The organism is Pseudonocardia sp. Ae717_Ps2 (assembly GCF_001932475.1).
Taxonomy (GTDB): Bacteria; Actinomycetota; Actinomycetes; order Mycobacteriales; family Pseudonocardiaceae; genus Pseudonocardia.
Window position 1 is genome coordinate 1,567,052 of record NZ_MCIS01000001.1, and the last position, 26,003, is coordinate 1,593,054.

General features: G+C 74.4%; 20 protein-coding genes. 9 read left to right on the forward strand and 11 right to left on the reverse strand.

The features are described 5' to 3' along the window. Positions 1 to 9: 9 nt before the first annotated feature. From Ae717Ps2_RS07625 to Ae717Ps2_RS07635, 3 genes are all read right to left on the reverse strand, one after another. The gene (locus tag Ae717Ps2_RS07625; RefSeq protein WP_075333165.1) at positions 10 to 2,448 is read right to left on the reverse strand and encodes a glycoside hydrolase family 3 C-terminal domain-containing protein; all 2,439 of its coding nucleotides are present in this window, start codon (positions 2,446 to 2,448) and stop codon (positions 10 to 12) included. 29 nt (positions 2,449 to 2,477) lie between these two features. Next, complete coding sequence (locus tag Ae717Ps2_RS07630; protein ID WP_075311455.1) at positions 2,478 to 3,260, reverse strand: helical backbone metal receptor; 783 nt, start codon at positions 3,258 to 3,260, stop codon at positions 2,478 to 2,480. A gap of 90 nt (positions 3,261 to 3,350) precedes the next feature. After that, entirely contained in the window at positions 3,351 to 4,250 is a 900-nt protein-coding gene (locus tag Ae717Ps2_RS07635; protein ID WP_020624740.1) for a LysR substrate-binding domain-containing protein, read from the reverse strand. Between the two features lie 67 nt (positions 4,251 to 4,317). On the opposite strand from Ae717Ps2_RS07635, the gene Ae717Ps2_RS07640 reads away from it, so the two are divergent. Together Ae717Ps2_RS07640 and Ae717Ps2_RS07645 are read left to right on the forward strand one after the other, a co-directional pair. Continuing rightward, the gene (locus tag Ae717Ps2_RS07640; protein WP_075311459.1) at positions 4,318 to 5,565 is read left to right on the forward strand and encodes an MFS transporter; all 1,248 of its coding nucleotides are present in this window, start codon (positions 4,318 to 4,320) and stop codon (positions 5,563 to 5,565) included. 462 nt (positions 5,566 to 6,027) lie between these two features. Then, complete coding sequence (locus tag Ae717Ps2_RS07645) at positions 6,028 to 7,443, forward strand: MFS transporter (protein ID WP_083695082.1); 1,416 nt, start codon at positions 6,028 to 6,030, stop codon at positions 7,441 to 7,443. Positions 7,444 to 7,517: 74 nt separating this feature from the next. On the opposite strand, the gene icmF is transcribed toward Ae717Ps2_RS07645, so the two are convergent. After that, the gene (gene icmF / locus Ae717Ps2_RS07650; protein ID WP_075334197.1) at positions 7,518 to 10,784 is read right to left on the reverse strand and encodes a fused isobutyryl-CoA mutase/GTPase IcmF; all 3,267 of its coding nucleotides are present in this window, start codon (positions 10,782 to 10,784) and stop codon (positions 7,518 to 7,520) included. Between the two features lie 127 nt (positions 10,785 to 10,911). Continuing rightward, positions 10,912 to 11,295, reverse strand: coding sequence for a hypothetical protein (locus Ae717Ps2_RS36000; protein ID WP_139320181.1), 384 nt, complete (start codon positions 11,293 to 11,295; stop codon positions 10,912 to 10,914). Between the two features lie 85 nt (positions 11,296 to 11,380). On the opposite strand from Ae717Ps2_RS36000, the gene Ae717Ps2_RS07660 reads away from it, so the two are divergent. Beyond that, positions 11,381 to 12,163, forward strand: coding sequence for a maleylpyruvate isomerase family mycothiol-dependent enzyme (locus tag Ae717Ps2_RS07660; RefSeq protein WP_075313068.1), 783 nt, complete (start codon positions 11,381 to 11,383; stop codon positions 12,161 to 12,163). A 58-nt stretch (positions 12,164 to 12,221) separates the two neighbouring features. On the opposite strand, the gene Ae717Ps2_RS07665 is transcribed toward Ae717Ps2_RS07660, so the two are convergent. Together Ae717Ps2_RS07665 and Ae717Ps2_RS07670 are read right to left on the reverse strand one after the other, a co-directional pair. Next, entirely contained in the window at positions 12,222 to 13,943 is a 1,722-nt protein-coding gene (locus Ae717Ps2_RS07665; RefSeq protein WP_075553776.1) for an alkaline phosphatase D family protein, read from the reverse strand. A gap of 43 nt (positions 13,944 to 13,986) precedes the next feature. Further along, the gene (locus tag Ae717Ps2_RS07670) at positions 13,987 to 14,949 is read right to left on the reverse strand and encodes an ROK family protein (RefSeq protein WP_083702292.1); all 963 of its coding nucleotides are present in this window, start codon (positions 14,947 to 14,949) and stop codon (positions 13,987 to 13,989) included. A 90-nt stretch (positions 14,950 to 15,039) separates the two neighbouring features. On the opposite strand from Ae717Ps2_RS07670, the gene Ae717Ps2_RS07675 reads away from it, so the two are divergent. Further along, the gene (locus Ae717Ps2_RS07675) at positions 15,040 to 16,161 is read left to right on the forward strand and encodes a DoxX family protein (protein WP_158071469.1); all 1,122 of its coding nucleotides are present in this window, start codon (positions 15,040 to 15,042) and stop codon (positions 16,159 to 16,161) included. A gap of 73 nt (positions 16,162 to 16,234) precedes the next feature. Here the strand turns inward: Ae717Ps2_RS07675 and Ae717Ps2_RS07680 are convergent, their stop codons facing one another. Beyond that, a complete protein-coding gene (locus Ae717Ps2_RS07680) occupies positions 16,235 to 17,431 on the reverse strand; it encodes a hypothetical protein (RefSeq protein WP_075311463.1) in 1,197 nt (398 codons plus the stop codon). 312 nt (positions 17,432 to 17,743) lie between these two features. Here Ae717Ps2_RS07680 and Ae717Ps2_RS07685 point away from each other — a divergent pair, with 312 nt between their 5' ends. Then, on the forward strand, positions 17,744 to 18,181 hold the full coding sequence (locus tag Ae717Ps2_RS07685; RefSeq protein WP_075311465.1) for an SRPBCC family protein: 438 nt from the start codon (positions 17,744 to 17,746) through the stop codon (positions 18,179 to 18,181). 22 nt (positions 18,182 to 18,203) lie between these two features. On the opposite strand, the gene Ae717Ps2_RS07690 is transcribed toward Ae717Ps2_RS07685, so the two are convergent. Further along, positions 18,204 to 18,905 carry a TetR/AcrR family transcriptional regulator gene (locus Ae717Ps2_RS07690; protein ID WP_075311467.1) on the reverse strand — a complete coding sequence of 234 codons (702 nt, stop codon included), beginning with the start codon at positions 18,903 to 18,905 and terminating at the stop codon, positions 18,204 to 18,206. A gap of 89 nt (positions 18,906 to 18,994) precedes the next feature. Between Ae717Ps2_RS07690 and Ae717Ps2_RS07695 the strand changes: the two genes are divergently transcribed. Then, positions 18,995 to 20,404, forward strand: a complete 1,410-nt coding sequence (locus Ae717Ps2_RS07695; protein WP_075333168.1) for an NAD(P)/FAD-dependent oxidoreductase — start codon at positions 18,995 to 18,997, stop codon at positions 20,402 to 20,404. Next, positions 20,401 to 22,119, forward strand: a complete 1,719-nt coding sequence (locus tag Ae717Ps2_RS07700; RefSeq protein ID WP_075333169.1) for a long-chain fatty acid--CoA ligase — start codon at positions 20,401 to 20,403, stop codon at positions 22,117 to 22,119. The genes Ae717Ps2_RS07695 and Ae717Ps2_RS07700 overlap by 4 nt, the downstream gene beginning before the upstream one ends. A 2-nt stretch (positions 22,120 to 22,121) precedes the next feature. Here Ae717Ps2_RS07700 and Ae717Ps2_RS07705 read toward each other — a convergent pair whose 3' ends face one another. Further along, on the reverse strand, positions 22,122 to 23,132 hold the full coding sequence (locus Ae717Ps2_RS07705; RefSeq protein WP_075333170.1) for an alanine racemase: 1,011 nt from the start codon (positions 23,130 to 23,132) through the stop codon (positions 22,122 to 22,124). After that, positions 23,114 to 24,424 (reverse strand): D-arabinono-1,4-lactone oxidase, encoded by a 1,311-nt coding sequence (locus Ae717Ps2_RS07710; protein WP_020627459.1) that lies wholly within the window; start codon positions 24,422 to 24,424, stop codon positions 23,114 to 23,116. Before Ae717Ps2_RS07710 ends, Ae717Ps2_RS07705 begins: the two co-directional genes overlap by 19 nt. Before the next feature lie 119 nt (positions 24,425 to 24,543). On the opposite strand from Ae717Ps2_RS07710, the gene Ae717Ps2_RS07715 reads away from it, so the two are divergent. Next, positions 24,544 to 25,083, forward strand: a complete 540-nt coding sequence (locus Ae717Ps2_RS07715) for a metal-dependent hydrolase (protein ID WP_139318978.1) — start codon at positions 24,544 to 24,546, stop codon at positions 25,081 to 25,083. A 76-nt stretch (positions 25,084 to 25,159) separates the two neighbouring features. After that, complete coding sequence (locus tag Ae717Ps2_RS07720; protein ID WP_020627460.1) at positions 25,160 to 25,915, forward strand: SDR family oxidoreductase; 756 nt, start codon at positions 25,160 to 25,162, stop codon at positions 25,913 to 25,915. Positions 25,916 to 26,003: the final 88 nt, after the last annotated feature.

The following is a 26,003-nucleotide window of genomic DNA, read 5'->3' on the forward strand; positions in this document are numbered from 1 at the left end:
CCCGCCGGCTCAGCCCTCGCCGACGACCTCCACCGTCGCGTGCAGCGGGGTGTCGGCGACCGAGAACCCCAGGTGCAGCTCGTAGGTGCCCGGCTCGGTCGCCCACACCCCGCCCGCGCGGTGGCGGAACGCGCGCCGCGACACCGTCACGGTGGCCGTCGTCGTGCCGGGGGCGGCGTCGACGACGGCCCAGCCGGCCAGCCAGCGGGCGGGGCGTTCGACGTCGGAGCCGGTCCGGGACAGGTAGGCCTGCACGACCTGGCGGCCCGCCCGGTCGCCGGTGTTGGTCAGGGTGACCGTCACCGCGACGCCGTCGGCCGACCAGGGCCCGGCGACGGCGTCGTCGAGGGTCCAGGTGGTGTAGCCCAGTCCGTGCCCGAACGGGTACGCCGGCGTCTCGCCGTGGCGCAGCCAGTTGCGGTGCCCGAGGTGGACGCCCTCGTCGTAGCGCAGGACGCCGTCGGTCGGGCGCCCGGACAGCACCGAGCGCTCCTCGCCGGTGGCGGGCCACGTGGTCGGCAGCCGCCCGCCCGGCTCGGCGTGCCCGAGCAGCACGTCGGCGACGGCGTCGCCGAACCGCTCGCCGCCGAACCAGCCGAGCAGCACCGCGGCCACCTCGTCGCGCCAGGGCAGCAGCACCGGTGCCCCGGAGTTGACCACCACCACGGTGCGCGGGTTGGCCGCGGCGACCGCCCGGACCAGGTCGTCCTGGTGGCCGGGCAGCGCGAGCGAGGTGCGGTCGAAGCCCTCGCTCTCGATCCGGTCGTTCGTCCCGACGACCACGACCGCGACGTCGCAGTCCGCCGCCAGCGAGGCCGCTGCCGCCACCTCGGCCCGAGGGTCGGCGACGACGGTCTCGGTCCCGACGGTCAGCGCGAACAGCGCCATCCCGGCCTCACCGCCGGAGGGGCGGAACCGGAACACCAGGTCGACGGGCGCGTCGGTGGTGATCTCCGCGGTCGCCGACGGCGCCTCGAAGATCGCCGCGCCCGGCCCCTCGTCGCCGGTCAGGACGGCCTCGGTGTCGAGCACGGTCGCTCCGTCGGCGCTCACCGTCACGTGCCCGACGGCGGCGGCCCCGATCCGGTGCGCTCCGGGCTCGGGTGACCACCGCGTCGACACCTCGACGGTCTCGGCGCCGCCGGGGATCTCTCCGCTCATCCAGATCAGCGAGGCCCCGAGCCGGTGCTCGCTGCGCAGCGCGGTGCCGTCCGCGGCGCGGAACACCGCGCGCAGGCCGGGCTCCCCGGTCACCGGGTCGGTGACCGTCTCCGGGTCGAACGGCTGCACCCCCTCGGCGACCTGCGCGCCCAGCCGGTACCGCACGCGGTCCCCGCCGAGTGCCGTGCGCAGCCCGTCGAGCGGCGCGACGACCGCGGCGGGCCGGACCGTGGCGCTCCCGCCGCCCTGGGTGCGGGCCAGCGCGGCGTTGTGCCCGAGGACCGCGACCGTCCCGAGCGCCGAGGCGTCCCACGGCAGCTCGCCGGTGTTGCGGACCAGGACACTGCCCGCGGCGGCGAGCTCGCGGGCCACGGTGGCGCCGTCCCCGGGGGCCGGGGCGGGGGGCGGGGTCGGTCCCCCGTCGAGCGCACCGACCCGGGCGGCCAGGCGCAACAGCCGGCGCAGCTTGCCGTCCACGACGGACTCGTCGACCTCGCCGCCGCGCACCGCCGCCACCAGCCGCTCGCCCCAGGTGCTCACCGGGCCGGGCATCACCAGGTGCTGCTCGGCGCGCGCCGACGCGACGGTGGTGCGCACCGCGCCCCAGTCCGACATCACGAGCCCGTCGAAGCCCCACTCGCCGGTGAGCGGCTCGGTGAGCAGCGGGTTCTCGCTCATCGTCGCCCCGTTGACCGCGTTGTAGGCCGACATGACCGCCCAGGCCCCGCCCCGGGTGACGGCCGGTTCGAACGCGGCCAGGTACAGCTCGTGCAGCGCCCGCTCGCCGACGACGTTGTCCACGGTGAAGCGCTCGGACTCGGCATCGTTGGCGACGTAGTGCTTCGGCGTCGCGGCGACCCCGTGCGCCTGCAGCCCCTCCACGTACGCGGCGGCGAGCTCGCCGGTCAGCAGCGGGTCCTCCGACAGCGCCTCGAAGTGGCGGCCACCGAACGGGGTGCGGTGCAGGTTGATCGTCGGCCCGAGGACGACGTCGGCGTGCTGCCGGCGGGCCTCGGCGCCCAGGGTCGAGCCGTAGCGGCGGGCGAGCTCCGGGTCCCAGGTCGCCCCCAGCGCCGTCGACGACGGCAGCGACAGCGACGGGGACCGCTCGTCGAAACTCTCCCCACGCACGCCCGACGGACCGTCGGACAGCACCATCCGGCGCAGCCCGATCGCGGGCTCGGCCGGGGTGGACCAGAAGTCGGCCCCGGTCAGCAGCCGGACCTTCGCGTCCAGGTCGAGTCGCGCGATGAGCGTGGTCAGCAGATCCTCGTCGACGGTCGCCATGGGATCGACCGTACCGACGCCGGGCCGGGTCAGCGGGCCGGTCGGCCTGCGCCCGCCAGCGCGCCGGGCAGCTCCCGTGCCGCCTCCAGCAGACTCGGGCCGTACCAGGTCAGCAGCCGCCCGCTGACCAGCACCGACGGCGCGTCGAACGCCTCGGGGCCGTCCTCGGCGGTGAACAGGTACGGCTCGTCGGGCAGCACGACGAGATCGTGCTCGGGCAGGTCGGCGGGGTCGAAGCGCGGATAGCGCTCCGGGGAGTCGGCCAGGACGTTGTCGACGCCGAGCCGGTCCAGCACGGCACCGGTGAAGGTGTCCGAGCCGACCGCCATCCATGGCCTGCGCCAGATCGGGACCACGGCCCGGCGACGGTCGCGGGCGGGCTCGACCGCCGCCCACAGCGCACGGGCCTCGCGCAGCCAGCCCGGCTCGTCCAGCCCGCACGCGGCCAGCATCCGCCCCAGCGAGTCGAGCCCGCCGTCGACGTCGCGGATGTCGGTCACGTACACCGGGAGACCCGCGGCGCGCAGCGCGTCCAGGTCGGGGAGCCGGTTCTCCTCCTGGTTGGCGACGACGAGGTCCGGCGCCAGCGCGACGATCCGCTCGACGTCGGGGTTCTTCGTCCCGCGGACCCGTTCCGCACGGAGGTCGGCGGGGTGGGTGCACCAGTCCGTCGCGCCGACCACGATGCCGGGCGCGGTCGCCTCCAGCGCCTCGGTCAGCGACGGCACGATCGACACGACCCGCCGTACGGTGCCGGGGACACCGACCTCGCGGCCCTCGTCGTCGACCGGTGCCTCCACTCCCGCAGTCATGGTGCCGACCGTAACCCGACGGGCGCCGACCGGCCGGGGACGGCGGTCGGCCCGCGTCCCGGGCGTCCCGGTCGGGCCGGCGGCGCCGGCTCAGCCGGTCGGCACCAGCCAGCGCGGCCCGTGCCGGACGACGAAGGCCCGCAGGTCCCGCACCGGTGCGGTCGGCCGCGGGTCGGCCGCGTGCACCATCCCCAGCGTCCGGACCGTGTGCGGGCTGCGCACCGGCACCTGCACCACGCCCGGCACGTCCGGTCCGGCCGGGAGCAGCGCGACGCCCAGCCCGGCCCCGACCAGGCCGCGTAGTGTCGCCGTCTCCCCGCCCTCGAACGCCCGCCGCGGGCGGAACCCGGCCTGCGCGCACCACGACTCCACCACGCCCTGGAGCCCGTAGCCGCGGGCGAACAGCAGGAACGGGTCGTCGGCGACCTCGGTGAGATCCGCGGAGTCCGCGCCCGCCAGCCGATGCCCGGACGGCACCGCCAGCAGCAGCTCCTCCTCGGCCAGCGGGGTCGCGACGAGCCCCGGCTCGTCGGGCATCGGGGAGGTCAGCGCCAGGTCGACCCGGCCGTCGCGGACCCGTTCCAGCAGCGCGGCGTGCGGCACCTGCACCAGCTCGATCCGCACCCGCGGGTGGTGCTCCCGGAACTCCCGCAGGATGCCCGGCACCGCGGTGGTGCCCATCGTCCCGAGGAAGCCGAGTGCGACCCGGCCGGTCACCGGGTCGGCGTCGCCCGCGACCTCGGCCACGCCCGCGGCGAGCTCGGCCAGCGCGGCCTCGGCCCGCGGCAGCAGGGTGCGCCCGGCCACGGTCAGGGCCAGCCCGCGCCCGGCCCGCCGGAACAGCGCGACGCCCAGCTCGTCCTCCAGCCGGGCGATCGCCCGGGACAGCGTGGGCTGCGGGACCCCGATCCGCTCCGCGGCGCGGGTGAGGTGACCGTCGCGCGCGACCGCGACGAACCGGTGCAGCGCCGGCGCCAACGACTCATGCATGGGTGAATGATAGGGCGTCGATGCATGCATTGGACGCATGCATCGACAGTGCCTACGGTCGTATGCGATGACAACGACCGCGCACCTGCCAGCCCCGACCGCCACCCGGACCGCCCCGCCGCACGAGCGCGGCACGCCCGGCTACCGGCGGCTCGGCGTCGCCCTGTGGCTGTCCGGTCTGGCGACGTTCGTGCTGGTCTACAGCGTGCAGGGGCTGCTGCCGACGCTCTCGGCGGAGTTCGGCGTCTCCTCGTCCACGGCCAGCTTCGTGCTGTCGGCGACCACCGGCACGCTCGCCCTCGCCGTGCTGCCGCTGTCCGCGCTCACCGAGTCCTGGGGGCGGGCGCGGGTCATGACCTGGGCACTCGCGGCGTCGGCGGTGCTCGCGCTGCTCGCCCCGCTGGCGCCCACGTTCGAGACCCTCGTCGTGGTGCGCGGGCTGCAGGGGATCGCCCTCGCGGCACTGCCCGCGCTGTCGATGGCCCACGTCACCCACGAGGTGGCCCCGCGGCACCTCGGCGGTGCGGTCGGGCTGCTCATCGCCGGCAACACCCTCGGCGGGCTGTCCGGGCGGCTCGTCGCGTCGTGGGTCGCCGAGCTCGGCGGCTGGCGGGCGGGCCTCGCCGCGGTCGGTGTGGTCTCGGTGCTCGCGACCGTCGTCTTCCGGCTGCTCCTGCCGCCCGCGACGGCGCCCACCCCGGCCCGCACCCGGCTGCGCGATCTCGGCGGGCCGCTGCGTCGCCACCTCACCGACCGGGGTCTGCTGTGCCTGTTCGGGATGGCGTTCCTGCTGATGGGCGCGTTCGTGACCGTCTACAACTATCTCGGCTTCCGGCTGCTGGCCCCGCCGTTCTCGCTGCCCGGCACCCTCGTCGGGCTGGTGTTCCTCGGCTACCTCGCCGGCAGCTGGGCCTCCACCGCTGCCGGGCGCCTGGGGGACCGGTTCGGGCGCCGCCCCGTGCTGTGGGTGGCGACGCTGCTCGCCCTCGCCGGGATCTGGGTGACCCTGCCCGATCTGCTGCCCACCACCCTCGCGGGGCTGCTGATGGTCACCGTCGGCTTCTTCGGGGCGCACTCGGTCGCCAGCTCGTGGGTGGGGCGCCGCTCGGCGATGCTGCCGGGGGCGGTGCCGGCCCAGGCCTCGTCGCTGTACCTGGTCGGCTACTACGCCGGGTCCAGCATCGGCGGCGCCCTCGGTGGGGTCGCCTACGACCACGCAGGCTGGGCCGGGGTGACCGGCTACGTCAGCGTGCTGCTGCTGGGCGCGCTGGCGCTGGCGCTCGTGCTGCGCCGGACCCCGGCACCCGCGGTGTGACACGCGCTTCTGCCCACCTGGACCAGTGAGGCGTCGCAGCGGCCGCGGCGCTGCTCCATCGGTGCCGTCGCCACCCGACACGCCGAGTCGTGGTCGTCCGAGCGGGTGGTGGGAACCCGGAGCGTGGGAGTGGTGCCGTCCGGTCCGCCACCCCTGCGGAGCAGTGCCCCCGTGCTCGCGGCCCGTCGCGGTCTGTCACGGTGGGGTCTCGCCCCCAGCACCACGGAACTTTCGGAGGAACCCGATGCGGAAGGCCGGACGCAAGCTCTCCAAGGCCGCCGAGTCGTTCGTCGAGGCGATCGGCATCCTCGGCGGCTGGAACCGCGGCCGTCGCCGCAACCGCTCCCGCCGCTGACGCCGGCCAGGCCAGGTGATCGCGAGCTGGCCGCCCCGCCCGAGGTGATTAGCTTGTGGTAAGCACATCATGTCCGTTTCCTCCGGGAAGACAGGTGTGCCCACCACGTGACCGACGCCGCCCACGACACCCACCGCCCGCCCGGGGACGGCTCCGCCGGCCTGCCCGGCGACGACCCGCTGCCCCGCCGGGTGCCGGTGTTCGCCGTCGTCGGCCTGGCGCTGCTGATGTTCTCCCTCGACGGCACGTCGGTCGCCACCGCGCTGACCACGATCAGCGGCGACCTCGGCGCCGACCTGGCCTGGACCGCCTGGGTGGTGACCGTCGCCGCCGTCGGACAGATCCTCGCGCTGCCGCTGGGCGGGTGGCTCTCCGACCGCTTCGGCGGCCGCCGGATGTTCCTGGCCGGGGTCACCGCGTTCACGGTGATGTCCGCGCTGAGCGCGCTCAGCCCCTCGATCGGCGTGCTCATCGCCTGCCGGCTGGTGCAGGGCCTCGCGGGCGGCGTGATGCTGCCGGCCGCCAACGGGATCGTCGCCCACCAGTTCGGCCGTGACCGGGACCGGGCGCTCGCCCTGTTCACCAGCGTCTTCCCGATCGGCGCGATCCTCGGACCACTGGTCGGCGGGCTGGTGCTCACCACCTGGACCTGGCACGGCATCTTCTTGGTGAACGTGCCGATCGGGATCCTGCTCGTCGCGGTCGGGCTGGCGCTGGTCGACGACCCGCCGCACCGGCGCACCGCCCGGATCGACGCCGCCGGCATCGCACTGCTCGTCCTGACCCTGCTCGCCACGATGCTGACCATCACCCGGCTCGGCTCGCCCGCGTCCGGGCCGGGCTGGACCGTCCTGGCCGGCGTGGTCGCACTGGTGGCGGGTGCGGTGTTCGTCCGGCACGCCCGGCGGCGGCCCGACGCGGTCGTCCCCGTGCACCTGCTCGCCGGACGCGGTCTGGGGATCATGAACGTCACCAACGTCGTCTTCGGCGCCGTGGTGATCGGGTTCTCGGCGACCCTGCCGCTCTACGCCCAGGTCCGCTACGACCTTCCCGCGTTCGTCGCCGGGGCACTGCTCACCGGCCGCGCGATCGGCACCATCGTCACCTCGGCGGTCGCGGTGGCGCTGCTGCGCCGGCTCGGGTTCCGGCCGCTGCTGCTCGGCGGGCTGGTCGCCGTCGTCGCCGGGCTGGTGGTCACCGCGGTGACGCCCCTGTTCGGTGGGCCCACGGTGTGGCTGCTGGCCGGGTCCACGCTGCTCGGGCTGGGCACGGGCCTGTCCGGCCCTGCCGCCAACAACGCCGGCATGCACCTGGTGCCCGACGAGGTGGCCGCGGTGTCCGGGCTGCGCATCATGTTCCGGCAGATGGGCGGGATCGCGGCGGTGTCGGTGCTGACCGCCGCCGTCACCGCCGCCGACGACCCGGGCCTCGCCGCCGGGATCGCCTACGGGGTGCTGGCGGTGGCACTCGCCGCGGTCGGCCTGGCCGCCGCGCGGATCCCGAACCGGCGCGGCCGCTGGTGAGAGGCCCGCCCCCGCGGCAGGGGGGGGCGCGACCCCGGTAGGGCGGGCCGGGCTCACCCGGGCCCGCCCCGACCTCACATGTTCCGCCGGTACTGCCCGCCGACCTCGAAGAACGCCGTCGTCAGCTGACCCAGCGAGCACACCCGTGCGGCCTTCATCAGCTCGTCGAACACGTTGCCGTCGCCGGTCGCGACGTCCTGGAGCCGCCGCAGCGCCTGCTCGGCCTCCGTGCGGTGCCGGGACTGGAAGTCCGCGAGCCGGTCGAGCTGGGACTGCTTCTCGGCCTCGGTGGCGCGGGCCAGCTCGATCTCCTGGGGCTGCTCGTCCGGGTCGGCCGGCTTCAGGAAGGTGTTGACGCCGACGATCGGCAGCTCACCGGTGTGCTTGCGGTGCTCGTAGAGCATCGACTCGTCCTGGATCCGGCCACGCTGGTAGCCGGTCTCCATCGCACCCAGCACACCGCCGCGCTCGGCGATCGACTCGAACTCGCGCAGCACCGCCTCCTCCACAAGATCGGTGAGCTCGTCGACGACGAACGAGCCCTGCAGCGGGTTCTCGTTCAGCGACAGGCCCCACTCCTTGTTGATGATCATCTGGATGGCCATCGCGCGGCGCACCGACTCCTGCGACGGCGTGGTGACCGCCTCGTCGTAGGCGTTGGTGTGCAGGGAGTTCGCGTTGTCGTAGAGCGCGCAGAGCGCCTGCAGCGTGGTGCGGATGTCGTTGAAGTTCATCTCCTGCGCGTGCAGGGACCGACCCGAGGTCTGGACGTGGTACTTCAGCTTCTGCGAGCGCTCGTTCGCCCCGTAGCGCTCCTTCATCGCGATCGCCCAGATGCGGCGGGCGACCCGGCCGATCACCGTGTACTCGGCGTCCATCCCGTTGGAGAAGAAGAACGACAGGTTGGGCGCGAAGTCGTCGACGTCCATGCCGCGCGCCAGGTAGCTCTCGACGAAGGTGAACCCGTTCGCGAGGGTGAAGGCGAGCTGGCTGATGGGGTTCGCCCCGGCCTCGGCGATGTGGTAGCCGGAGATCGAGACGGAGTAGAAGTTGCGCACCTTGTGCGCGATGAACCACTCCTGGATGTCGGCCATCATCCGCAGCGAGAACTCGGTGGAGAAGATGCAGGTGTTCTGGCCCTGGTCCTCCTTGAGGATGTCGGCCTGCACCGTGCCCCGGACGTTCGCCAGCGCGTAGGCGACGAGCTCCTCGCGTTCCCCCGCGTCGGGCTCGCGGCCCTGCTCGTCGCGGAACCGCTCGACCTGCTGGTCGATCGCGGTGTTGAGGAAGTAGGCGAGGATCGTCGGCGCCGGGCCGTTGATCGTCATCGACACCGACGTGGTCGGTGAGCAGAGGTCGAAGCCGTCGTAGAGGGCCTTGAGGTCGTCCAGCGTCGCGATCGAGACGCCCGAGGTGCCGACCTTGCCGTAGATGTCGGGGCGGGTGTCGGGGTCGTGGCCGTAGAGGGTGACCGAGTCGAAGGCCGTCGACAGGCGCTTGGCGTCGGAGTCCTGGGAGAGGTACTTGAACCGGCGGTTGGTGCGGAACGGGTCGCCCTCGCCGGCGAACATGCGCGCCGGGTCCTCGCCCTCGCGCTTGAACGGGAACACCCCGGCGGTGAACGGGTAGAAGCCCGGCAGGTTCTCCTTGCGCAGGAAGCGCAGGAGCGCCGCGTCGTCGTCGAAGCGGGGCAGCGCGACCCGGCGGACCTTGCTGCCGGACAGCGTCTCCCTGGTCAGCTTCGTGCGGAACTCCTTGTCGCGCACGGTGTAGACGTACTCGTCGCCGGAGTAGTCCGCGACCCGCGACGGCCAGGCCGCCAGCAGCTCGGCGGACTCGGCCGGGACCTTCTTCTCGGCGGTGCGGAGCGCCTGCGCCAGGTCGTCGCCGCCGACCAGCTCGGCGGCGGTGCGCAGGTGCTGGGCGGTGCGGGCCGCCTGCGCGTGGGACTCGGTGTCGGCGTGGTAGCCGCGCACGGCCTGGGAGATCTCGGCGAGGTAGCGGACCCGGTCCGGCGGGATGACCGCGGCGTGGTGGCTGGAGGTCTTGGTCGTGACGCGGGGGAGCCTGCCCTCGCCGATGGCCAGCCCGTCCTCGGCGAGGAGGCCGAGCAGGTGCTGGTAGAGCGCGGTGACGCCGTCGTCGTTGAAGGTGGCGGCCGAGGTGCCGAAGACCGGCATGTCCTCCCAGGTCGCGCCGAACTCCTCGCGGTTGCGCACCAGCTGGCGGCCGACGTCGCGCCGGGCGTCCTCGGCGCCGCGGCGCTCGAACTTGTTGATCGCGACGACGTCGGCGAAGTCCAGCATGTCGATCTTCTCGAGCTGCGACGCGGCGCCGAACTCCGGCGTCATCACGTACAGCGAGTGGTCGACGAACGGGACGATGCCCGCGTCGCCCTGGCCGATGCCCGGGGTCTCGACGACGACCAGGTCGAACCCGGCCGCGCGCAGCACCGCGATGGTGTCGCCGAGGCGCTCGGGCAGCGAGCCACCGTCGCCGCCGCGGGTGGCGAGGCTGCGGAAGAACACCGGGCTGTGACCGCCTCCGGCGCCGGCGGACCCGGACGACAGCGCGTTCATCCGGATGCGGTCGCCGAGCAGCGCACCGCCGCCCTTGCGCCGGGTCGGGTCGACGGCGAGCACCGCGATGCGGAGCTTGTCCTCCTGGTCGAGCCGGAAGCGGCGCACCAGCTCGTCGGTCAACGAGGACTTGCCGGAACCACCGGTGCCGGTGATGCCGAGGACCGGGACGGGCCGCTCGGACGCGGCGACGCGCTCGCGGACCTCCGCGGGCAGCGTCCCGGACTCGGCGAGGGTCAGCGCCCGCGCCAGCGTGGCGGTCTCCCCGGAGAACAGCCCGTCGAACGACGACGGCGGCTGGGCCGCGAGGTCGGTGTCGCACTCGCGGATCATGATGTTGATCATCCCGGGGAGGCCCAGGTGCTGGCCGTCCTCGGGGGAGAAGAGCCGGGAGACGCCGCGGGAGTGCAGCAGCTCGATCTCCTCGGGGACGATCACGCCGCCGCCCCCGCCGTAGATCCTGATGTGGCCGGCGCCGCGCTCGCGCAGCAGCTCGACCAGGTAGGAGAAGTACTCGACGTGCCCGCCCTGGTAGGACGAGATCGCGACGCCCTGCACGTCCTCCTGGATCGCGGCGGTCACGACCTCGTCGACCGAGCGGTTGTGGCCGAGGTGGATCACCTCGGCCCCCTGGCGCTGCAGGATCCGGCGCATGATGTTGATGGCGGCGTCGTGCCCGTCGAACAGGCTGGCCGCGGTCACGAAACGGACCGGATGCGTGGGGACGTGCAGCTCGGCCTGGGCGTTCGTGCCCGTGCTCATCTCCGTGCTCATCGGCGACGTTCCTCCCGCCGGGCGGACGGCGGTGTCCCGGCCGGTTTAGTTTGACATCCTAGTATTGGACGTACAAGGAAGTCGGCGAGCGTCACAACGGGTCGTGCGGTGCGGGTCAGGCCGCGTCGCGTGCCGCGGGCTCCTCGGCGGCCGGAGCTGCCTGCTCACGGGCCCGCCGTGCGTGCCGGCCGGTCGGCCAGGCGGCCCCCGGACCGGTCCCGCCGGACCCGTCCTCGTGGGCGACGGAGCCGTCCTCGGCGCTCGGGGTGGTGTCCACGACGTCGGACAGCGCACGACGCGCCCGGGCGAGCTTGCGCGCCCGCCAGCGCTTCCCGGCCAGGCCGGCGACGAGACCGAGGGTGGGCAGCAGGATCCCGGAGGCGATGACCAGCACCACGGAGTACGCGGGGAACGCGGCCACCAACAGGAATGCCGTCAACGGCCAGTACAGCAGCGCCCGCCCCGCGCCCCGTCGCGTCCAGTCGCGATGAGGCGGCATGATCCATGCCTACCCGAATCGGGCGACCGTCATGCACGACTCGCCGCAACCCACCCACATGTTCCGCGACCGGGGGTACGAATTCATGACCACGACACCGGAGCGCACCGCTGTCGACCCGTATGCCGCCGTCCTGCTCGCCGAGAACGACCGGCTCGCCGCGCTGCTGGCGACGGCCGACCCGGCCACCCCCGTCCCGACCTGCCCCGGCTGGTCGCTGCTGCAGCTGCTCCGCCACGTCGGGCGCGGGCACCGGTGGGCGGCCCGGATGGTCGCCACCGGTGCGACCGAGGCCCTCGACCCGCGCGAGGTGCCCGGGGGCAAGCCGCCCGAGGGCGGCCCGGAGGTCGCGGCGCAGTGGCTGCGCGACGGCGCGACCGAGCTGCTCGACGCCGTCGTCGCGGCGGGGCCGACCGCGCCGGTGTGGACCTTCACCGGGCCGCGGCCCTCGGCGTGGTGGGTGCGGCGGCGGCTGCACGAGGCGACGGTGCACCGCGCCGACGCCGCCGTCGCGCTCGGGGCGCCGTTCCCGATCGACCCGCAGGTGGCCGCCGACGGGGTCTCGGAGTGGCTGGGTCTGCTCGCGGCCCGCCCCGCCGCCGACGAGCCGCCGCTGGCCGACGGCGCCACGCTGCACCTGCACGCCACCGACGACGTCCCGGACGGGGCGGGGGAGTGGATGGTCCGCGGCGCGGGCGGACGGGTCGTCTGGGAGCACGGGCACGGCAAGGGCGACGCCGCGGTCCGCGGCACCGCCGCCGACCTGCTCCAGGGCGTCACCCGCCGGATCCCCGCCGACGACGACCGCCTCCAGGTCCTCGGCGACGCCGGCGTCTGGACGGGGTGGCTGGCCCGCACCGGATTCTGAGCGGGACCGGTCACGCGCGTGCGCGGTCGGGCGGGGGACAGCGGTGCCGGCGCCGCGCTCAGCCCGCCGGGACCGTCCCCGCGCGCTGCTGCGCCGCGGCGGGCGGCGACTGCGGGGTCAGCACGACCTCGGCCGCGGTGTCGAGCACCGCGGCCGAGCGGGGCCGCTCGAACCGGCACGACGCCCGTCGCCCGTCGGTCTCCAGGGTCGCGACGAGGTTGCCGAACAGCGGGCCGGCCGTCCGCTCCCAGGCCACACCCGCGCTGCCGGCCCCGGTGCGGCGGGTCCAGCGGGTCGTCAGCCTGCCCAGCAGCCGCGACCAGGTGATCCGGAACATCACCCGCATCACCGCGGGGACCACGTTGTGCACCGGGGAGCAGGTCAGCTGATGGACCCGGGTGCCCTCCGGGCCACGGCCCGGCCGGTCCCCGGGTGAGTGGGTGTGCACGTCGGCGACGGCGGCATAGGAGTGGTGGACGTCGCCCGACAGCACCGACACCGTGGCGGGCGGTGCGTCCCCGCCACGCGGGCGGCACGCCTCGCGGATCAGCTCGGCGAGCCGGGCGAAGGAGTGCCCGAACGCGGGCCAGTGCTCCAGGTCGGCCTCCTGGCGGGCCCACTCGGCGACCGCCGCGACCCGGCCGGCCCCGTCCGCGCCCTTCTCGGTCGCGGCCTCCAGATCGGAGATGACCTGCGGCATCAGCCAGGGCACCGAGGTGCCCAGCACGAGGTGGTCCACGTCGCCGGGGGCGAGCGCCTTCGTCCGGATCCAGTCGAACTCGGCGTCGGAGACCATCCGCCGCGGCGTGGACTCGACGATCCGCCCGTTGCGGGAGTCCAGGACGATCAGCCGGGTACGGCCCAGCTCCCAGCAGAAGGAGAAGCGTTCGTCCTTGCCGCGGGCGTCGCCGGTGCCGGTCTCGACGTCCCAGCGGGCGGCCCGCTGCGACAGCAGCGGCCAGACGTCGCCGTCGGCGGCCTGCACCTCCTGCCAGGTCCGGTCGGCGGCCAGCTCGGCGGGGGAGAGGTTGCCCAGGTGCTGGTGGACCCAGTACGAGGCCAGGCCGGAGCGGATGCGCTCGGACCACCAGGGCTTGCGGGCGATCTGCTCGCGCCACGCGCCGGAGGTGTTCCAGTCGTCGCGGACGTCGTGGTCGTCGAAGATCATCGCGGTGGGGACGGTCGAGAGCATCCACCGCACCTCGGGGTCCGACCAGGTGTCGCGGTAGAGGCCCGAGTACTCGTCGAAGCCGACGATCTCGTCGTCGGGCCAGTCCGGGTGCTGCTCCCGGCGCCCGGCGATCCGCCGCCGGGTCTGCGGGGTGAGCTCGTCGGCGTAGACCTGGTCGCCGAGCAGCAGCAGCGTGGTCGGCCAGGTCTCCGGGGGCAGCCCGGCCATCCGGCCGGCGTAGACGTCGAGTGCGTCGAGGCCGTACCGGCGGGCCTGCTTCGGGTCGGCGAGCTTCACGTAGCGGCAGGAGCCGAACACGATCCGCTGGTGGGCCTCGGAATCCGCGCCGCGCGTCGTGATCAGGCTCGGCGGGAACGGCGAGTGCGGCAGCGGCCAGACCCGCTCGCCGTCGAGATGGACCTCGTAGGCGGTGCGGGTGTCCGGCGTCAGCCCGGTCACCTGCACCAGGGCGAAGTGGTGGCCGGCCACCTCGAAGGTCTCGGCGTCGCAGCCGAGCACCGAGACGCGGCACGGGCCGGAGGTCTGCACCCAGACCAGGGCGCTGGTCTCGTCGACGTGCCGCAGCACCGGTCCGAGCAGGAGTGTCACCCGTCCGAGGGTAGTCGCGCCCCGGTCCGGTCGCGGAGCGAGATCAGGTCTCATCGAGTGCCAGCAGTCCCGCACCGATCTTCCCGGCGTCACCCTTGTAGGTGGCGGGCAGCACCGGCGGGATCGGGCGGACCTCGGGCGGTCCGTAGTGGAACTCGCGGGCCGCCCGGCGGGCCGGTTCGAGCAGGAGCTCGCCCGCGTCGACGAGTCCGCCGCCGATCAGCACGACCTCGAACTCGAAGATCGCGTTGATGCTGGCGATGCCGATCCCCAGCGACCGTCCGAGCCGCTGGAACAGCGACGCCGCCGTGCTGTCGCCCGCCATCGCGGCCATGGTCACGTGCTGGCCGGTGACCTCGCCGCCGGCCTCCTCGGCCAGGGTCGCGATCATGCCCCGCGGGTCGTGCAGGGCGGCGCTGCGCCCCATCCGGGTCAACGCGGTCCCGGACGCGACGGCCTCCAGGCAGCCGTGGTTGCCGCAGCCGCACTTCGGGCCGTCCGGGTTGACGTTCATGTGCCCGACCTCGGCGCCGAGCCCGTGCGGGCCGCGGTAGATCTTCCCGTCGAGCACGATCCCCGCGCCGATGCCGGTGCCCACGGTCAGCAGCACCATGTCGTCGTTGCGGGTCCCGCCGAGCCGGGCCTCGGCCAGCCCGGCGACGTTGCCGTCGTTGTCGACGACCACCGGCAGCCCGCACGAGGCCTCCAGCAGGCCGCGCACGTCCCAGTTCTCGTAGTTGTTGTTGGGTGCCCAGCGGATCCGGCCGACCGGCCACTCCACGGTCCCCGCGGCACCGACGCCGATCGCGCAGACGTCCGCGCCCTCGGTGCCGCCGCGCAGCTCCTCGACCATCTCCCGCAGGAGGGTGGTCATCGTGTCCGCATCGGACGTGTCCGGGGTGTTGCGCCGCAGCTCGGCGTGGACCGTGCCATCCTCGCCCACGATCGCTCCGGCGACCTTCGTTCCTCCGATGTCGAGCCCGATGGCCCGCCGTCCGTTCGTCACCCGGGCATGATTGCCACCCCGTGGCGGTGACGCCACACCCACCCCGGGTTTGCGGACGGGCGGGCCGGGGAAAGGTGCCCCATGCCAGTCTTGCGACGTGTAGCCCGACCCGCCCTCGCCGCCGTGTTCATCTTCGGCGGAATCAACGAGCTGCGGAATGCCGACGCGTTGTCGTCCGCCGTCAAGCCCGTCCTCGACCAGGCCGCCCCGGCCATCGACAAGGTCGTGGAGAACGCCCCGCTGGAGCGGCGCCCGGACAACGAGACCCTGGTCAAGGTCGACGCCGGTGTGAAGATCGTGGCGGGCTCCCTGCTCGCCCTGGGCAAGTTCCCCCGCCTGTCGGCCACCGCGCTGGCCGCCTCGCTCGTCCCGACCACGCTGGCCGGGCACCGCTTCTGGGAGGAGACCGACCAGCAGAAGCGTGCCAACGAGCAGATCCACTTCCTGAAGAACGTCGGCCTCCTCGGCGGGCTGCTCATCGCGGCCGCCGACACGCACGGCAAGCCGTCGCACGCCTACCGGACGCGCAAGGCCGCCGAGCGGGCCCAGGCCCGGCTCTCCGGCTCCGGCTCGGACACCGGTGCCCAGCTCGCCGCAGGACTGGCCGGTGCGGGCACCTCGATCGCCGCGGCCGCCGCGGGCAGCCGGGAGAAGCTGGCCGGGGCCGTCGAGGAGTACGGCCCGGTCGTGCGCGAGCGCGCCACCGAGTGGGGAGGCAAGGCCTCCGAGCAGGCCGCGCACCTGTCCGAGGTCGCCTCGGACAAGGCCTCCACCTGGTCCGAGCAGCTCTCGGCCGCCGCCGAGCGCACCTCCAAGGCGGCACAGAAGAAGGCGAAGGTCGCCGAGAAGCGGGGCGCCAAGCTGGCGAAGGCGGCCGAGAAGCGGGGCGCCCAGCTCGAGAAGCTCGTGGACAAGAAGGGTGCCCAGTACCGCAAGGCCGCCGGGCGCACCGGTGGCAAGTGGGTGCGCGAGGCCGAGAAGCGCCGCGCCCGCTGGGAGAAGCAGGCCCGCAAGGCCGCCGCCCGCGCGGAGAAGCGTGCCCCCGAGTACGTCGACCGGTTCTCCACCCTGGTCACCCAGGCCCAGTCCCAGGCCGCGAAGCTCGGCTCGGACCTGGCCGACCGCGCGTCGGTGGCCGGTGCCGAGGCCGCCAAGCAGGCCAAGGCGTCGGCGAAGGACGCGCGCAAGCGCGCCAAGGCCGTCGCCCGCTGACCCACCGCGACACCCGTCCACGGCCCTCCCGTCCGGCACCGCGCCGGACGGGAGGGCCGTGGCGTGTCCCGGGTCAGATCGGGCGCAGCACCTGCAGCTCGCCCGAGTCGAGCGACCGCACCTCGACGACGACGCGGCCGTCCCACACCGGGGAGCGCAGCGCGTTCGCCATCCGCGTGAACAGCGCCTGGCTGCGGGCGTTGGCCGCCGCCTGGTCGGCGATCAGGTTCGGCATCATCCCGCCGGAGCGCTTGCGCACGGTCTGCGGCAGCGTCGACAGCGTGGTCAGCAGCCGGTGCAGCCGCGCGACGTCGGCGGCCCGGCCCGCGAGGTCGCTCTCGACCAGGGGGCGCAGCGCGGTCAACGGCCGGTTCGGGGCACGCAGCAGGTGGTCCGCCGCGGTGAGCAGGATGCGCCGGGCGTCCAGGACGAGCGCCTGGTAGGCGCCGTGCACCGCGGCCGGGAACCCGGTCCAGCCGAGCTTGCCGACCTCGCCGAGCGCGTCGCGCAGCGCCAGGCCGGGCGTGCCCGACGGGTCGGCCCCGGCGACGGCCCGCTCCCAGCCCGCGATCCAGGCGTGCGTCTGGTGGCGCAGCACCGACAGGTTCGCGACCGCCGTCTCGAGCCCGCGCGAAGGGGAGCCGCTGTCGGTCCCGGCGCCGTCGACGACGAGCGAGCCGCGCTCGAGCAGCTCGGTCTGGGCCTCGCGCAGCGACTCCTCGGCCGCCCGCAGCCGCGAGTCCAGCCGCATCACGCACGACGGCGCCAGCTGGTCGACCGCGGCGGTCAGCTCGTCGAGCACCCGGGTCTGGGTACCGGTCGCGGCGATCTCGGCCGCGGTGGTCAGGGTGAGCAGGCCCAGCCCGGCGCCGTGCCGGTCACCGGGCGCGGTGGGCGCGACCGGCACCAGCGCCGACGACCCGGGGGCCGCCGCCGCCGTCTCACCGCCGGCCAGGCGCAGCAGCGGCTCGGCGCCGAACGCTTCGGGCAGCGCGAGCCGGAAGGTGAGCCCCGCGGCGGGACCGCGGCCCGCGTCGGGCGCGAGCCGCCGCGCCAGCTCGCTCGATGCCGACAACGTCGCCCAGGTGCGGTCGTCGTCGACGGCCGGGGTGGGGGCCCAGCTCAGCAGCAGGGCCGGGCCGGGAGGCGGACTCCCGTTGCGGAGGGGACGCGGGCCACCGTTGCGTTCGGGGGCGCCGGTCTCCGTTCCGCCGGGCCGCCCGTCGAGCGGGAGCACGATGCCACGCGGGTCGTCCGGTTGACCGAGCATGTCTCTCCAACGACGTCACGGGCCCCGAGGTCACGAGCCCGGCGGAAGGGGGGCGTGTCCATGGTGCCCTGCGCCGTCCGGGCTCCGACCCTCGCCCCGGGTACCCGGGGCCCGGTAGAACTCCGGTGTGCGGACCGCGTACGTGATCGGCACCCTCGACGCCGAACTCGCCGAGGTCCTGCGCGCCGCGCGGACGGGCGAGAGCCCGGAGCCTGCCGGACAGGGCAGCGAGGTCGCCCGCGCGCCGCCGAGTACGTGGCACAGGACCTCACCTGCGCCGGCAGTCCTGACACTCCCGAGGAGGAGTTCCCGATGCCCCGTCCCTACTCCAGCGCCGTGATCACGGCACCGCTGGCCGAGGTGTGGCCGCACGTCCGTGACTTCGGTGGCCTCCACCGCTGGCACCCGGCGATCGCGACCTGCGAGCTGATCCGTGGCGCGTCCGGCAGCGAGATCGGTGCGCAGCGGCGCCTGACACTGGCCGACGGCGGCGGCACCGTCGTCGAGGAGCTGACCGCACTCGACGAGCGCGGGCACGCCCTCACCTACGAGATCCTCGAGTCGCCGTTCCCGGTGCGCCGCTACGTCTCCACCATCCGGCTGGCCCCGGTCACCGCGGTCGGGCACACCTTCGGCGAGTGGTGGACCGAGTTCGACGCGGACGGGGCCGACGAGGGCGAGCTCGCCGGGCTGTTCGCGAACGGCGTGTTCGCGGCCGGGCTGGCCGCGCTGGCGCAACGCTGGGTGTGAGCGGACGGACCCTGCTCCGAGGTCAGACGCGGGGCAGGGGCACCCGGTCGCCGACGGTGCCGTCCGGTCCGCGCAGCGACGCCGTGGCCAGCCCCTCGCGCAGCAGCCAACGGCCCAGCTCGAGGGTCTCGGCGACCTCGTCGGGCGAGAGCCGCAGCCCGTCGGGCTGCAGGCTCAGCCCGATCACGCCGTTCCACGCGCCCCACAGGTAGCGGGTGAGCCTGCCGGCGTCGACCGGTCGAGCCTCCCCGGCGGCGACGGCCGCGTCGATCCGGGCGGCGAAGTCGTCGAGCAGGCCGCCGACCCGTTCCCGGATCCGCGTCTCGATGTCGCCCCCGCCCGAGTGCACCGCGCCGGCGGGTCGGGGGTGGGCCAGGAACTGGAAGGCGCCCGGGTGCTCCAGGTGGAAGCGCAGGTAGGCGTCGCCCCCCGCGAGGACCCGGCCGAGCGGGGTCAGCTCGGGTGCGTCGGTCCGCGCCATGTACGCGGCGAACAGGTCCAGCGACCGCTCGACCAGGGTCAGGTAGAGGCCGAGCTTGCCGTCGAAGTGGGTGTAGATCGAGCCCACCGACACGTCGGCGAGGTCGGCGATCTCCTCGATCCGCGCGGTCTCGTGCCCCTCGCGGCGGAAGACCTCCTCGGCGGCGTCGAGGATCGCGGCCCGGGTCCTGGCGCGCCGGCGTTCGCCCCGCGCCGCTGCCGTCGTGCCTGCGCTCGTCGTCACCGGGACAGGATAACCACAGTGTTTTAGAAGTGCGTTCACTGAATGAACGCTCTTGTAAAACACTCACCGAACTGCCATCGTCGCTGCTCATGGAGACCCACACCGACGTGCTCGTCGTCGGGGCCCGCTGTGCGGGTTCCGCCGCCGCCATCGCCCTGGCCCGCCGCGGCCGTGCGGTCGTCGCCCTCGACGGCGCGACCTTCCCCTCGGACACGCTGTCCACCCACCTGTTCTTCCCGCACCACTGGGCGGAGCTGGAACGGCTCGGGGCCAGGGACCGGGTGCTGGCGCTGGACCCGCCGCTGCATCCGCGGGCCGCGCTCGGCACGCCGGAGGTCGAGATCACCGGTCGCTCCGGTGCCTACGAGGGCATCGCCACCGGGTCCTGCGTGCGCCGCCCCGGGCTCGACCTCGCGCTGGTGGAGACCGCTCGCGCGGCCGGGGCCGAGGTCCGCGAGGCAACCCGGGTGACCGACCTGCTCCACGACGACGACGGACGCGTCGTCGGGGTCCGCTGGAAGGACCGCGAGGACCGCACCGGGGAGATCCGGGCGAAGCTGGTGGTCGGCGCCGACGGGCGTCGCTCCACCGTCGCCCGCCTGGTCGGCACCCGCGAGCACCACCGCTGGGAGAACCAGCGGATGATGGCCTTCGCCTACTACGACGACCCCCGCGAGGAGCTGCGCGGCGTCGCCGCCCAGTGGCGCGAGGGGCGCGAGCTCGCCACCGTCTTCCCGTGCGACGGCGGGAAGTCCGTCGTGCTGCTCATGCCGCCGGTGGAACGCGCGGAGGAGTTCCGGCGCGACGCGACCGGCGCGTTCTCCTCGACCGTGGCCGCGATCGCGCCGTTGGCCGAGCGGCTGCGCGGCTGCACGATGGCGTCGAAGGTCCGCACCTCGCGCAGCCACCCGTCGTACTTCCGGCACTCGCAGGGGCCGGGTTGGGCGCTCGCCGGCGACGCCGGTCACTTCAAGGACCCGGTCACCGCCCAGGGCATCCGCGACGCGCTGCGCTTCGGCCGCCTGCTCGGCGAGGCCGTCGCTCCGTACCTGGACGACCCGGCCGACCTCGACGCCGCGCTCGCGCGCTGGGAGTCCGACCGCGACGAGCAGTGCCTGCCGATGTACCAGTGGGCCAACGGCCTGGGGCGTGACGACGACGTCTCACCGCTGGAGCGCGCGTCCTACCGCTGGTTCGCCGCGAGCGAGGACCGCGCCACCGAGCTGTGGGACGTGTTCTCCCGCCGGCGGCCACCGACCCAGGTCTTCCGCCCGACCCGGCTCCTGGGCTGGGTCCGCGACTGCGTGCGCGACCCGGCGGTGGACCGCGCCGAGCTGTGGCGGGTGCTGCGGCGCGACGTCGGCCGGGAGATCGCCAGGGTCCGTGAGGCACGCGGGTTCGTGCAGAATCGCGAGGAGTCCGCACGGCGCGGCCTCACCCCGGCGACCGCGTCCCCGGAACGGGCGCCGGCCCTGATCGCCCCGGAGGCCGGAGCATGACCGCAACGTTGCTGGACGCCCTGCACGACACCGTCGCCGCACGCCCCGACGAGGTCGCGCTGCGCACCCGGGACGGGGCGGTCCGGTGGACCTGGTCGGAGTACGACGCGCTGGCCCGCCGCGCCGCGTCCGGCCTGGCCGGGCTCGGTGTCGGCCACGGCTCGGTCGTCGCGCTGATGCTGGAGAACCGGCCCGAGTTCCACGTCGCCGACCTGGGCGCCGTGCTGCTCGGGGCGGCCACGGTGTCGATCTACAACACCTCCTCGCCCGAGCAGATCGCGTACGTGCTGCGCGACTCCGGCGCCACGGTCCTGCTCGTGCAGGAGAGCTTCGCCGCCGTCGCGGCGGCACCGGCTGCGGCGGCCGGCTGCCGGGTCGTCGTCCTCGACGGGCCCGGCCCGGAGGGCGCCACCGGGTGGGACGCGCTGCTGACGGCCGAGCCGCTCGCCACGCCGGCCGCGGTGACCCCGGACGACCTGCTGACGATCATCTACACCTCGGGGACGACCGGCCCGCCCAAGGGCGTCGAGCTGACCCATCGCAACCTGATGAGCGCGAACCGCACCGTCGGCACGGTGTTCGGGCTGCGGCCCGGGGACCGCGTGGTGTGCTGGCTGCCGCTGGCCCACATCGCCGAGCGGGACGCGTCGTACTACATGGCCATCCTGTTCGGCCTCGACGTCACGACGTGCGCGAACCCGCGGGAGATCGGCGCGGCGCTGCGCGAGGTGCGCCCGCACTCGTTCTTCGCGGTGCCCCGGATCTGGGAGAAGCTCAAGGCGGGGGTGGAGGCCGCGGTCGCGGCCAGGGAGCCGCGGGAGCGCGCGCTCGTGGAGGCGGCGATCGCCGACGGGACCGAGGCCGCCCGGCTCACCCAGGCCGGGGAGCCGGTGCCCGCCGAGCTCGCGGCCCGGGTGGAGGCCGCCGCGCCGGCCCTGGCGTCGCTGCGGGCCGCACTGGGCCTGGACGAGGCGCGGTCGGCCAACATCGGTGCCGCCCCGAGCGCGCCGGAGCTGACGCTGTTCTTCCACGCGATCGGCGTCCCGCTCGGCGAGATCTACGGCATGTCGGAGAACTGCGCCGCGTGCACCTGCAACCCGTCCGACGCGATCCGGGTCGGCACCGCGGGCCCCGCGCTGCCCGGGACCGAGCTGCGCCTGGACTCCGACGGCGAGGTCCTGATGCGGTCCGAGGCCGTGATGCGGGGCTACCGCGGCAAGCCGGAGGAGACCGCGGCGGTGTTCACCGAGGACGGCTTCCTGCGCACCGGCGACATCGGCGTCATCGAGGACGGCTACCTGCGGATCGTCGACCGGAAGAAGGAGCTGATCATCAACGCGGCGGGGAAGAACATCTCCCCGTCGGCGGTGGAGTCGGCGATCAAGTCCCGGTCCCCGCTGATCGGCCAGCTGTGCGTGATCGGCGACGCCCGGCCCTACAACGTCGCGCTGGTCGCGCTGGACCCGGACGTCGCGGCCGGCCGGGCCCACGACGACCCGACGGTGCGCGAGGAGGTCGCCCGCGCGGTGAAGGAGGGCAACGCGCGCCTGGCCCGGGTCGAGACCGTCCGCCGGTACGCGATCGTGCCCGACCCGTGGATCCCCGGCGGCGACGAGCTCACCCCGACCATGAAGCTCAAGCGCCGCCCGATCACCGAGAAGTTCGCCGACACGGTCGAGTCGCTGTACGACGGCGGCGGCATCGACGCCGGCTGACCTCACCAGCCGCGCAGGTCGACCGCCCAGGTGTCGACGACCCGGTCGCCCTCCACGACGTGCATCCGCTCGTGGAAGGCGACGGTGGGGTCGACGTGGGCGGGCACGATCCGCACCCGGTCGCCGGTGGCCGGTGGGGCGTCGGCGGCGAACACGAGGTGCTCGTCGGCGCAGAACCACACGTTTCCCTCAGGGACGGTGGGGTTGCCGTGGTCCATGCCGAACGCCTTGAGTCCGGCGTCGGCGACCGCCCAGCCGGGCATGTCGCCGTCCGGCGCGGTCGTCGAGACCACCGTGGACAGCACGGTGAGCGCCTGGCGGAACGGCAGCCCGGCGGCGGTGTAGGCGGTGTCCATCAGCGCGTAGGACCCGGCCTGGATCTCGGTGCACGCGGTGTTCACCGCGTGAGTCCCGGTGCCGCCGCCGGAGACGATCTCGCCGCCGACGTCGGCGTGCGCCGCGCGGAGCCGGTCGGTGCACTCGGTGGTGAGCCGGTCCCGTTCGGCCTCGTCGGGGAGCATCTGCAGGTGGCCCTCGTAGCCCATCACCCCGCGCACGGTCAGCCCGGCGGCGCGGGCGGCGTCGGCGAGCGCCCCGGCGCGGGCCGGCGCGATCCCGCAGCGCGGCAGTCCGATGTTGACGTCGATCAGCACCTCGCGCACACCGCCGTCGACGGCCGCGCGCAGCGTCTGCTCGGAGTCGATCGCGAGTGTCACCCGGGCCCCGGACCGCACGACGGCACCGAGGCGGCGCGCGTCGAGCACCTCGTTGGCCAGCAGCAGGTCCGTGCCCAGACCGGCCGCGGCCATGCCCTCCACCTCACGCACCGTGGCACAGGTGAACCCGGTGTGGCCGTGCGCGGCCTGTCGTCGGGCCAGCTCGGTCGTCTTGTGCGCCTTCACGTGCGGACGCAGCCGCGGGCCGGGCAGCAGCGCCGCCATGTCCGCGAGGTTGGCCTCCAGCGCGGCCGCGTCGACCAGCAGCGCGGGCGTGGTCAGGTCGTCGACGTGCACGGAACCCCCAGGACCCGGTCGAGGTAGGGGTTGCGGAACCGGCCCTCCGGGTCGAGCCGGTCCCGCGCGGTGACGAACGCGTCGAACCGCGGGTAGCGGGGCCGCAGCTGCTCCGCGGTGCGGGTGTGCAGCTTGCCCCAGTGCGGACGTCCGTCCAGTGCGGACAGCACCGACTCGACGGCGCCGAAGTACGCCTCGTGCGGGCGTCGCGCGTGGACGTGCACCGCGAGGTAGGCGGTGTCGCGTCCGTACGCGGTGGACAGTGCGATGTCGTCGCCGCCGAGCACCCGGACCTCGACGGGGAACGCGACGTCCACGGCGTGCCGGGCGGCGGCGGCCCGCAGCCCGGCGAACGCCTCACCGAGCGCGGTCCGCGGCACGGCGTACTCCATCTCCAGGAACCGCACGCGGCGCGGGCTGCAGAACACGGCGTAGGACGGGGCCACGTACTCCCCGGCGGCCATCTGCCCGGCCATGACCCGGTTGAGCCGCGGCACCAGCGGCGGTGCCGCCGCGGCGACCCGCTGGACCAGCCCGAACGCGCCGTTGCCGAGCAGCTCGTCGCCGACGAGGGCGGCGGCCCGGCTGCGGCGGGGGCCGGTCGCGCCGGTCCGGTCGTCGGTCTTCAGCACCGCGGTGGTGGTGTGCGGGAACCAATAGAACTCGACGTGGTCGTGTGCCGCGGCGAGCGCGTCGAGGCCGTCGAGGACCTCGGCGAGCGGGCGGGCGCTCTCGCGGGCGTGCAGGTGGAACGCGGGGACGGTCTCCAGGGTCACCTCCACGATCACCCCGAGCGCCCCGAGCCCCACCCTGGCCAGGTCGAACAGGTCGGGCTCGCGGGTCGTGTCGAGTGTGTGCACCGTGCCGGTGCCGTCGACGAGGAGCAGCCCGCGCACCGCGTCGGCGATGCCGCGGTACCCGGCGCCGGTTCCGTGGGTGCCGGTGGAGATCGCGCCGGCGACGGTCTGGGCATCGATGTCGCCGAGGTTCGGCAGCGCCCGTCCGCGCGCCCACAGCCACCGGTTGAGCGTGTGCAGGGTGACCCCGGCCGGGACGGTCACGAGCGCGCCGTCGCAGCGCAGCCCGGCCGGGTCGGCGGGCACCGCCAGCGCGACGCCGTCGGGCACGCCGATCCCGGTGAAGGAGTGGCCGCTGCCGAGCGGACGCACCCGCAGTCCCTGTTCGGCGGCCCGGCGGACGGCGTCGACGACGTCGCCGGTGTCGCGCGCCCGGACCGTCCTGATCGGACGGGTGCGCTGGTTGCCCGCCCAGTTGCGCCACCACTGCGTCACGGTGCGAGCCTGCGCGGCCCACCGGGTGTGGTCAAGACCGTCCCACGCGTGTCGGGGACCGGCCGGGACGGTGGCGCGTGGTTACGTTCCGTGTTCTTCTGGGGAAGGTGGGGGTCACGATGATGGGGCGTACGCACGCGTTGTCGGGTGCGGTGCTGGGGCTCGCGGTGTGCTCGGCGGTGCCGCCGCCACCGGTGCTGGTGCCGGTGGTCGTGGTGGTGTGCGCGCTGGCCGCGTTCGCGCCGGACCTGGACCATCCGTCGAGCGTCGCGGCGCGGGCGCTGCCGCCGGTGACCTGGCTGCTGTGCCGGGTGATCCGGTGGCTGTCCCGGGTGGCGACCGGGGTGTCGCACCGCGGGCTGTCGCACTCGCCGGTCTTCGCGGCCGCGGTCGGGCTGCTGGCGTGGTGGGGGACCGGGTACCTGCTGCCCGGTCAGACGGCGGTCTGGACCGGCGTCGCGGCCGGTGCGGGCTGCTGGATCGGTGCGATCGGCGACGAGCTGACCTCGAACGGGAACCGGTTCGCGTTCTGGCCGTTGGCGGGGATCCGCTGGCCGCGGATGCTGCGGTTCCGGACCGGCGGGACCGGGGAACACGTCGTCGTTGGACTGCTGGCGGTCACGGGGGTCGCGCTGATGACCGGCACCTGGGCGTTCTGAGCGGTCCCGGTCGACATCGCTCTGTATAGCTGATACACAGGTATATACAAGCGATACATTCGATCTGGGAGAGCGCATGACCACACAGTCGTTGCAGGGCCGGAACGTGCTCGTCGCCGCGGGCGGCAAGAACCTCGGGGGCCTGATCAGCCGTCAGGCCGCCGAGGCGGGGGCGAACGTCGCGATCCACTACAACTCCGAGTCCTCGCGCGCCGAGGCCGAGGAGACCCTGAAGGCGGTCGAGGCCGCGGGCCGCGAGGGTGTGCTGCTGCAGGGGGACCTGACCGTCCCGGCGGAGGTCGAGAAGCTCTTCGCGGACGCGACGGGCTCGCTGGGCTCGATCGACGTCGCCGTCAACGCCGTCGGCAAGGTGCTCCGCAAGCCGATCGTGGAGACCACCGAGGCCGAGTACGACTCGATGTTCGACATCAACTCCAAGGCCGCGTACTTCTTCATCAAGGAGGCGGGCCGCAGCGTCTCCGACAACGGCTCGATCATCACGATCGTCACGGCGCTGCTGGCCGCCTTCACCGACGGCTACTCCACCTACGCCGGTGGGAAGTCCCCGGTCGAGCACTTCACCCGCGCCGCGTCCAAGGAGTTCGCCGACCGCGGCATCTCGGTGAACAGCATCGCGCCCGGTCCGATGGACACCCCGTTCTTCTACCCGCAGGAGACCCCGGAGCGGGTCGAGTTCCACAAGTCGCAGGCGATGGGCGGGCGGCTCACCAGGATCGAGGACATCGCCCCGATCGTGCGGTTCCTCGCCACCGAGGGGCACTGGATCACCGGCCAGACGATCTTCGCCAACGGCGGCTACACCACGCGGTGAGGACGTCGTCGTGAGCGCCGGGGCGCGACGGCGGCCGGGGCGCCGCCGTCGCCGTCCCGGCGCCGCGCGGCCGCCCTACAGTGGGCCG

Bases quoted from the DNA above. Each gene is read 5' to 3' on its own strand.
- Ae717Ps2_RS07635 (WP_020624740.1), bottom strand. From the start codon at position 4,250: ATGCATGAGTCGTTGGCGCCGGCGCTGCACCGGTTCGTCGCGGTCGCG.
- Ae717Ps2_RS07625 (WP_075333165.1), bottom strand. From the start codon at position 2,448: ATGGCGACCGTCGACGAGGATCTGCTGACCACGCTCATCGCGCGACTC.
- Ae717Ps2_RS07680 (WP_075311463.1), bottom strand. From the start codon at position 17,431: ATGCTCGGTCAACCGGACGACCCGCGTGGCATCGTGCTCCCGCTCGAC.
- Ae717Ps2_RS07695 (WP_075333168.1), top strand. From the start codon at position 18,995: ATGGAGACCCACACCGACGTGCTCGTCGTCGGGGCCCGCTGTGCGGGT.
- Ae717Ps2_RS07700 (WP_075333169.1), top strand. From the start codon at position 20,401: ATGACCGCAACGTTGCTGGACGCCCTGCACGACACCGTCGCCGCACGC.
- Ae717Ps2_RS07640 (WP_075311459.1), top strand. From the start codon at position 4,318: ATGACAACGACCGCGCACCTGCCAGCCCCGACCGCCACCCGGACCGCC.
- Ae717Ps2_RS07630 (WP_075311455.1), bottom strand. From the start codon at position 3,260: ATGACTGCGGGAGTGGAGGCACCGGTCGACGACGAGGGCCGCGAGGTC.
- Ae717Ps2_RS36000 (WP_139320181.1), bottom strand. From the start codon at position 11,295: ATGCCGCCTCATCGCGACTGGACGCGACGGGGCGCGGGGCGGGCGCTG.
- Ae717Ps2_RS07685 (WP_075311465.1), top strand. From the start codon at position 17,744: ATGCCCCGTCCCTACTCCAGCGCCGTGATCACGGCACCGCTGGCCGAG.
- Ae717Ps2_RS07660 (WP_075313068.1), top strand. From the start codon at position 11,381: ATGACCACGACACCGGAGCGCACCGCTGTCGACCCGTATGCCGCCGTC.
- Ae717Ps2_RS07720 (WP_020627460.1), top strand. From the start codon at position 25,160: ATGACCACACAGTCGTTGCAGGGCCGGAACGTGCTCGTCGCCGCGGGC.
- Ae717Ps2_RS07715 (WP_139318978.1), top strand. From the start codon at position 24,544: ATGATGGGGCGTACGCACGCGTTGTCGGGTGCGGTGCTGGGGCTCGCG.
- icmF (WP_075334197.1), bottom strand. From the start codon at position 10,784: ATGAGCACGGGCACGAACGCCCAGGCCGAGCTGCACGTCCCCACGCAT.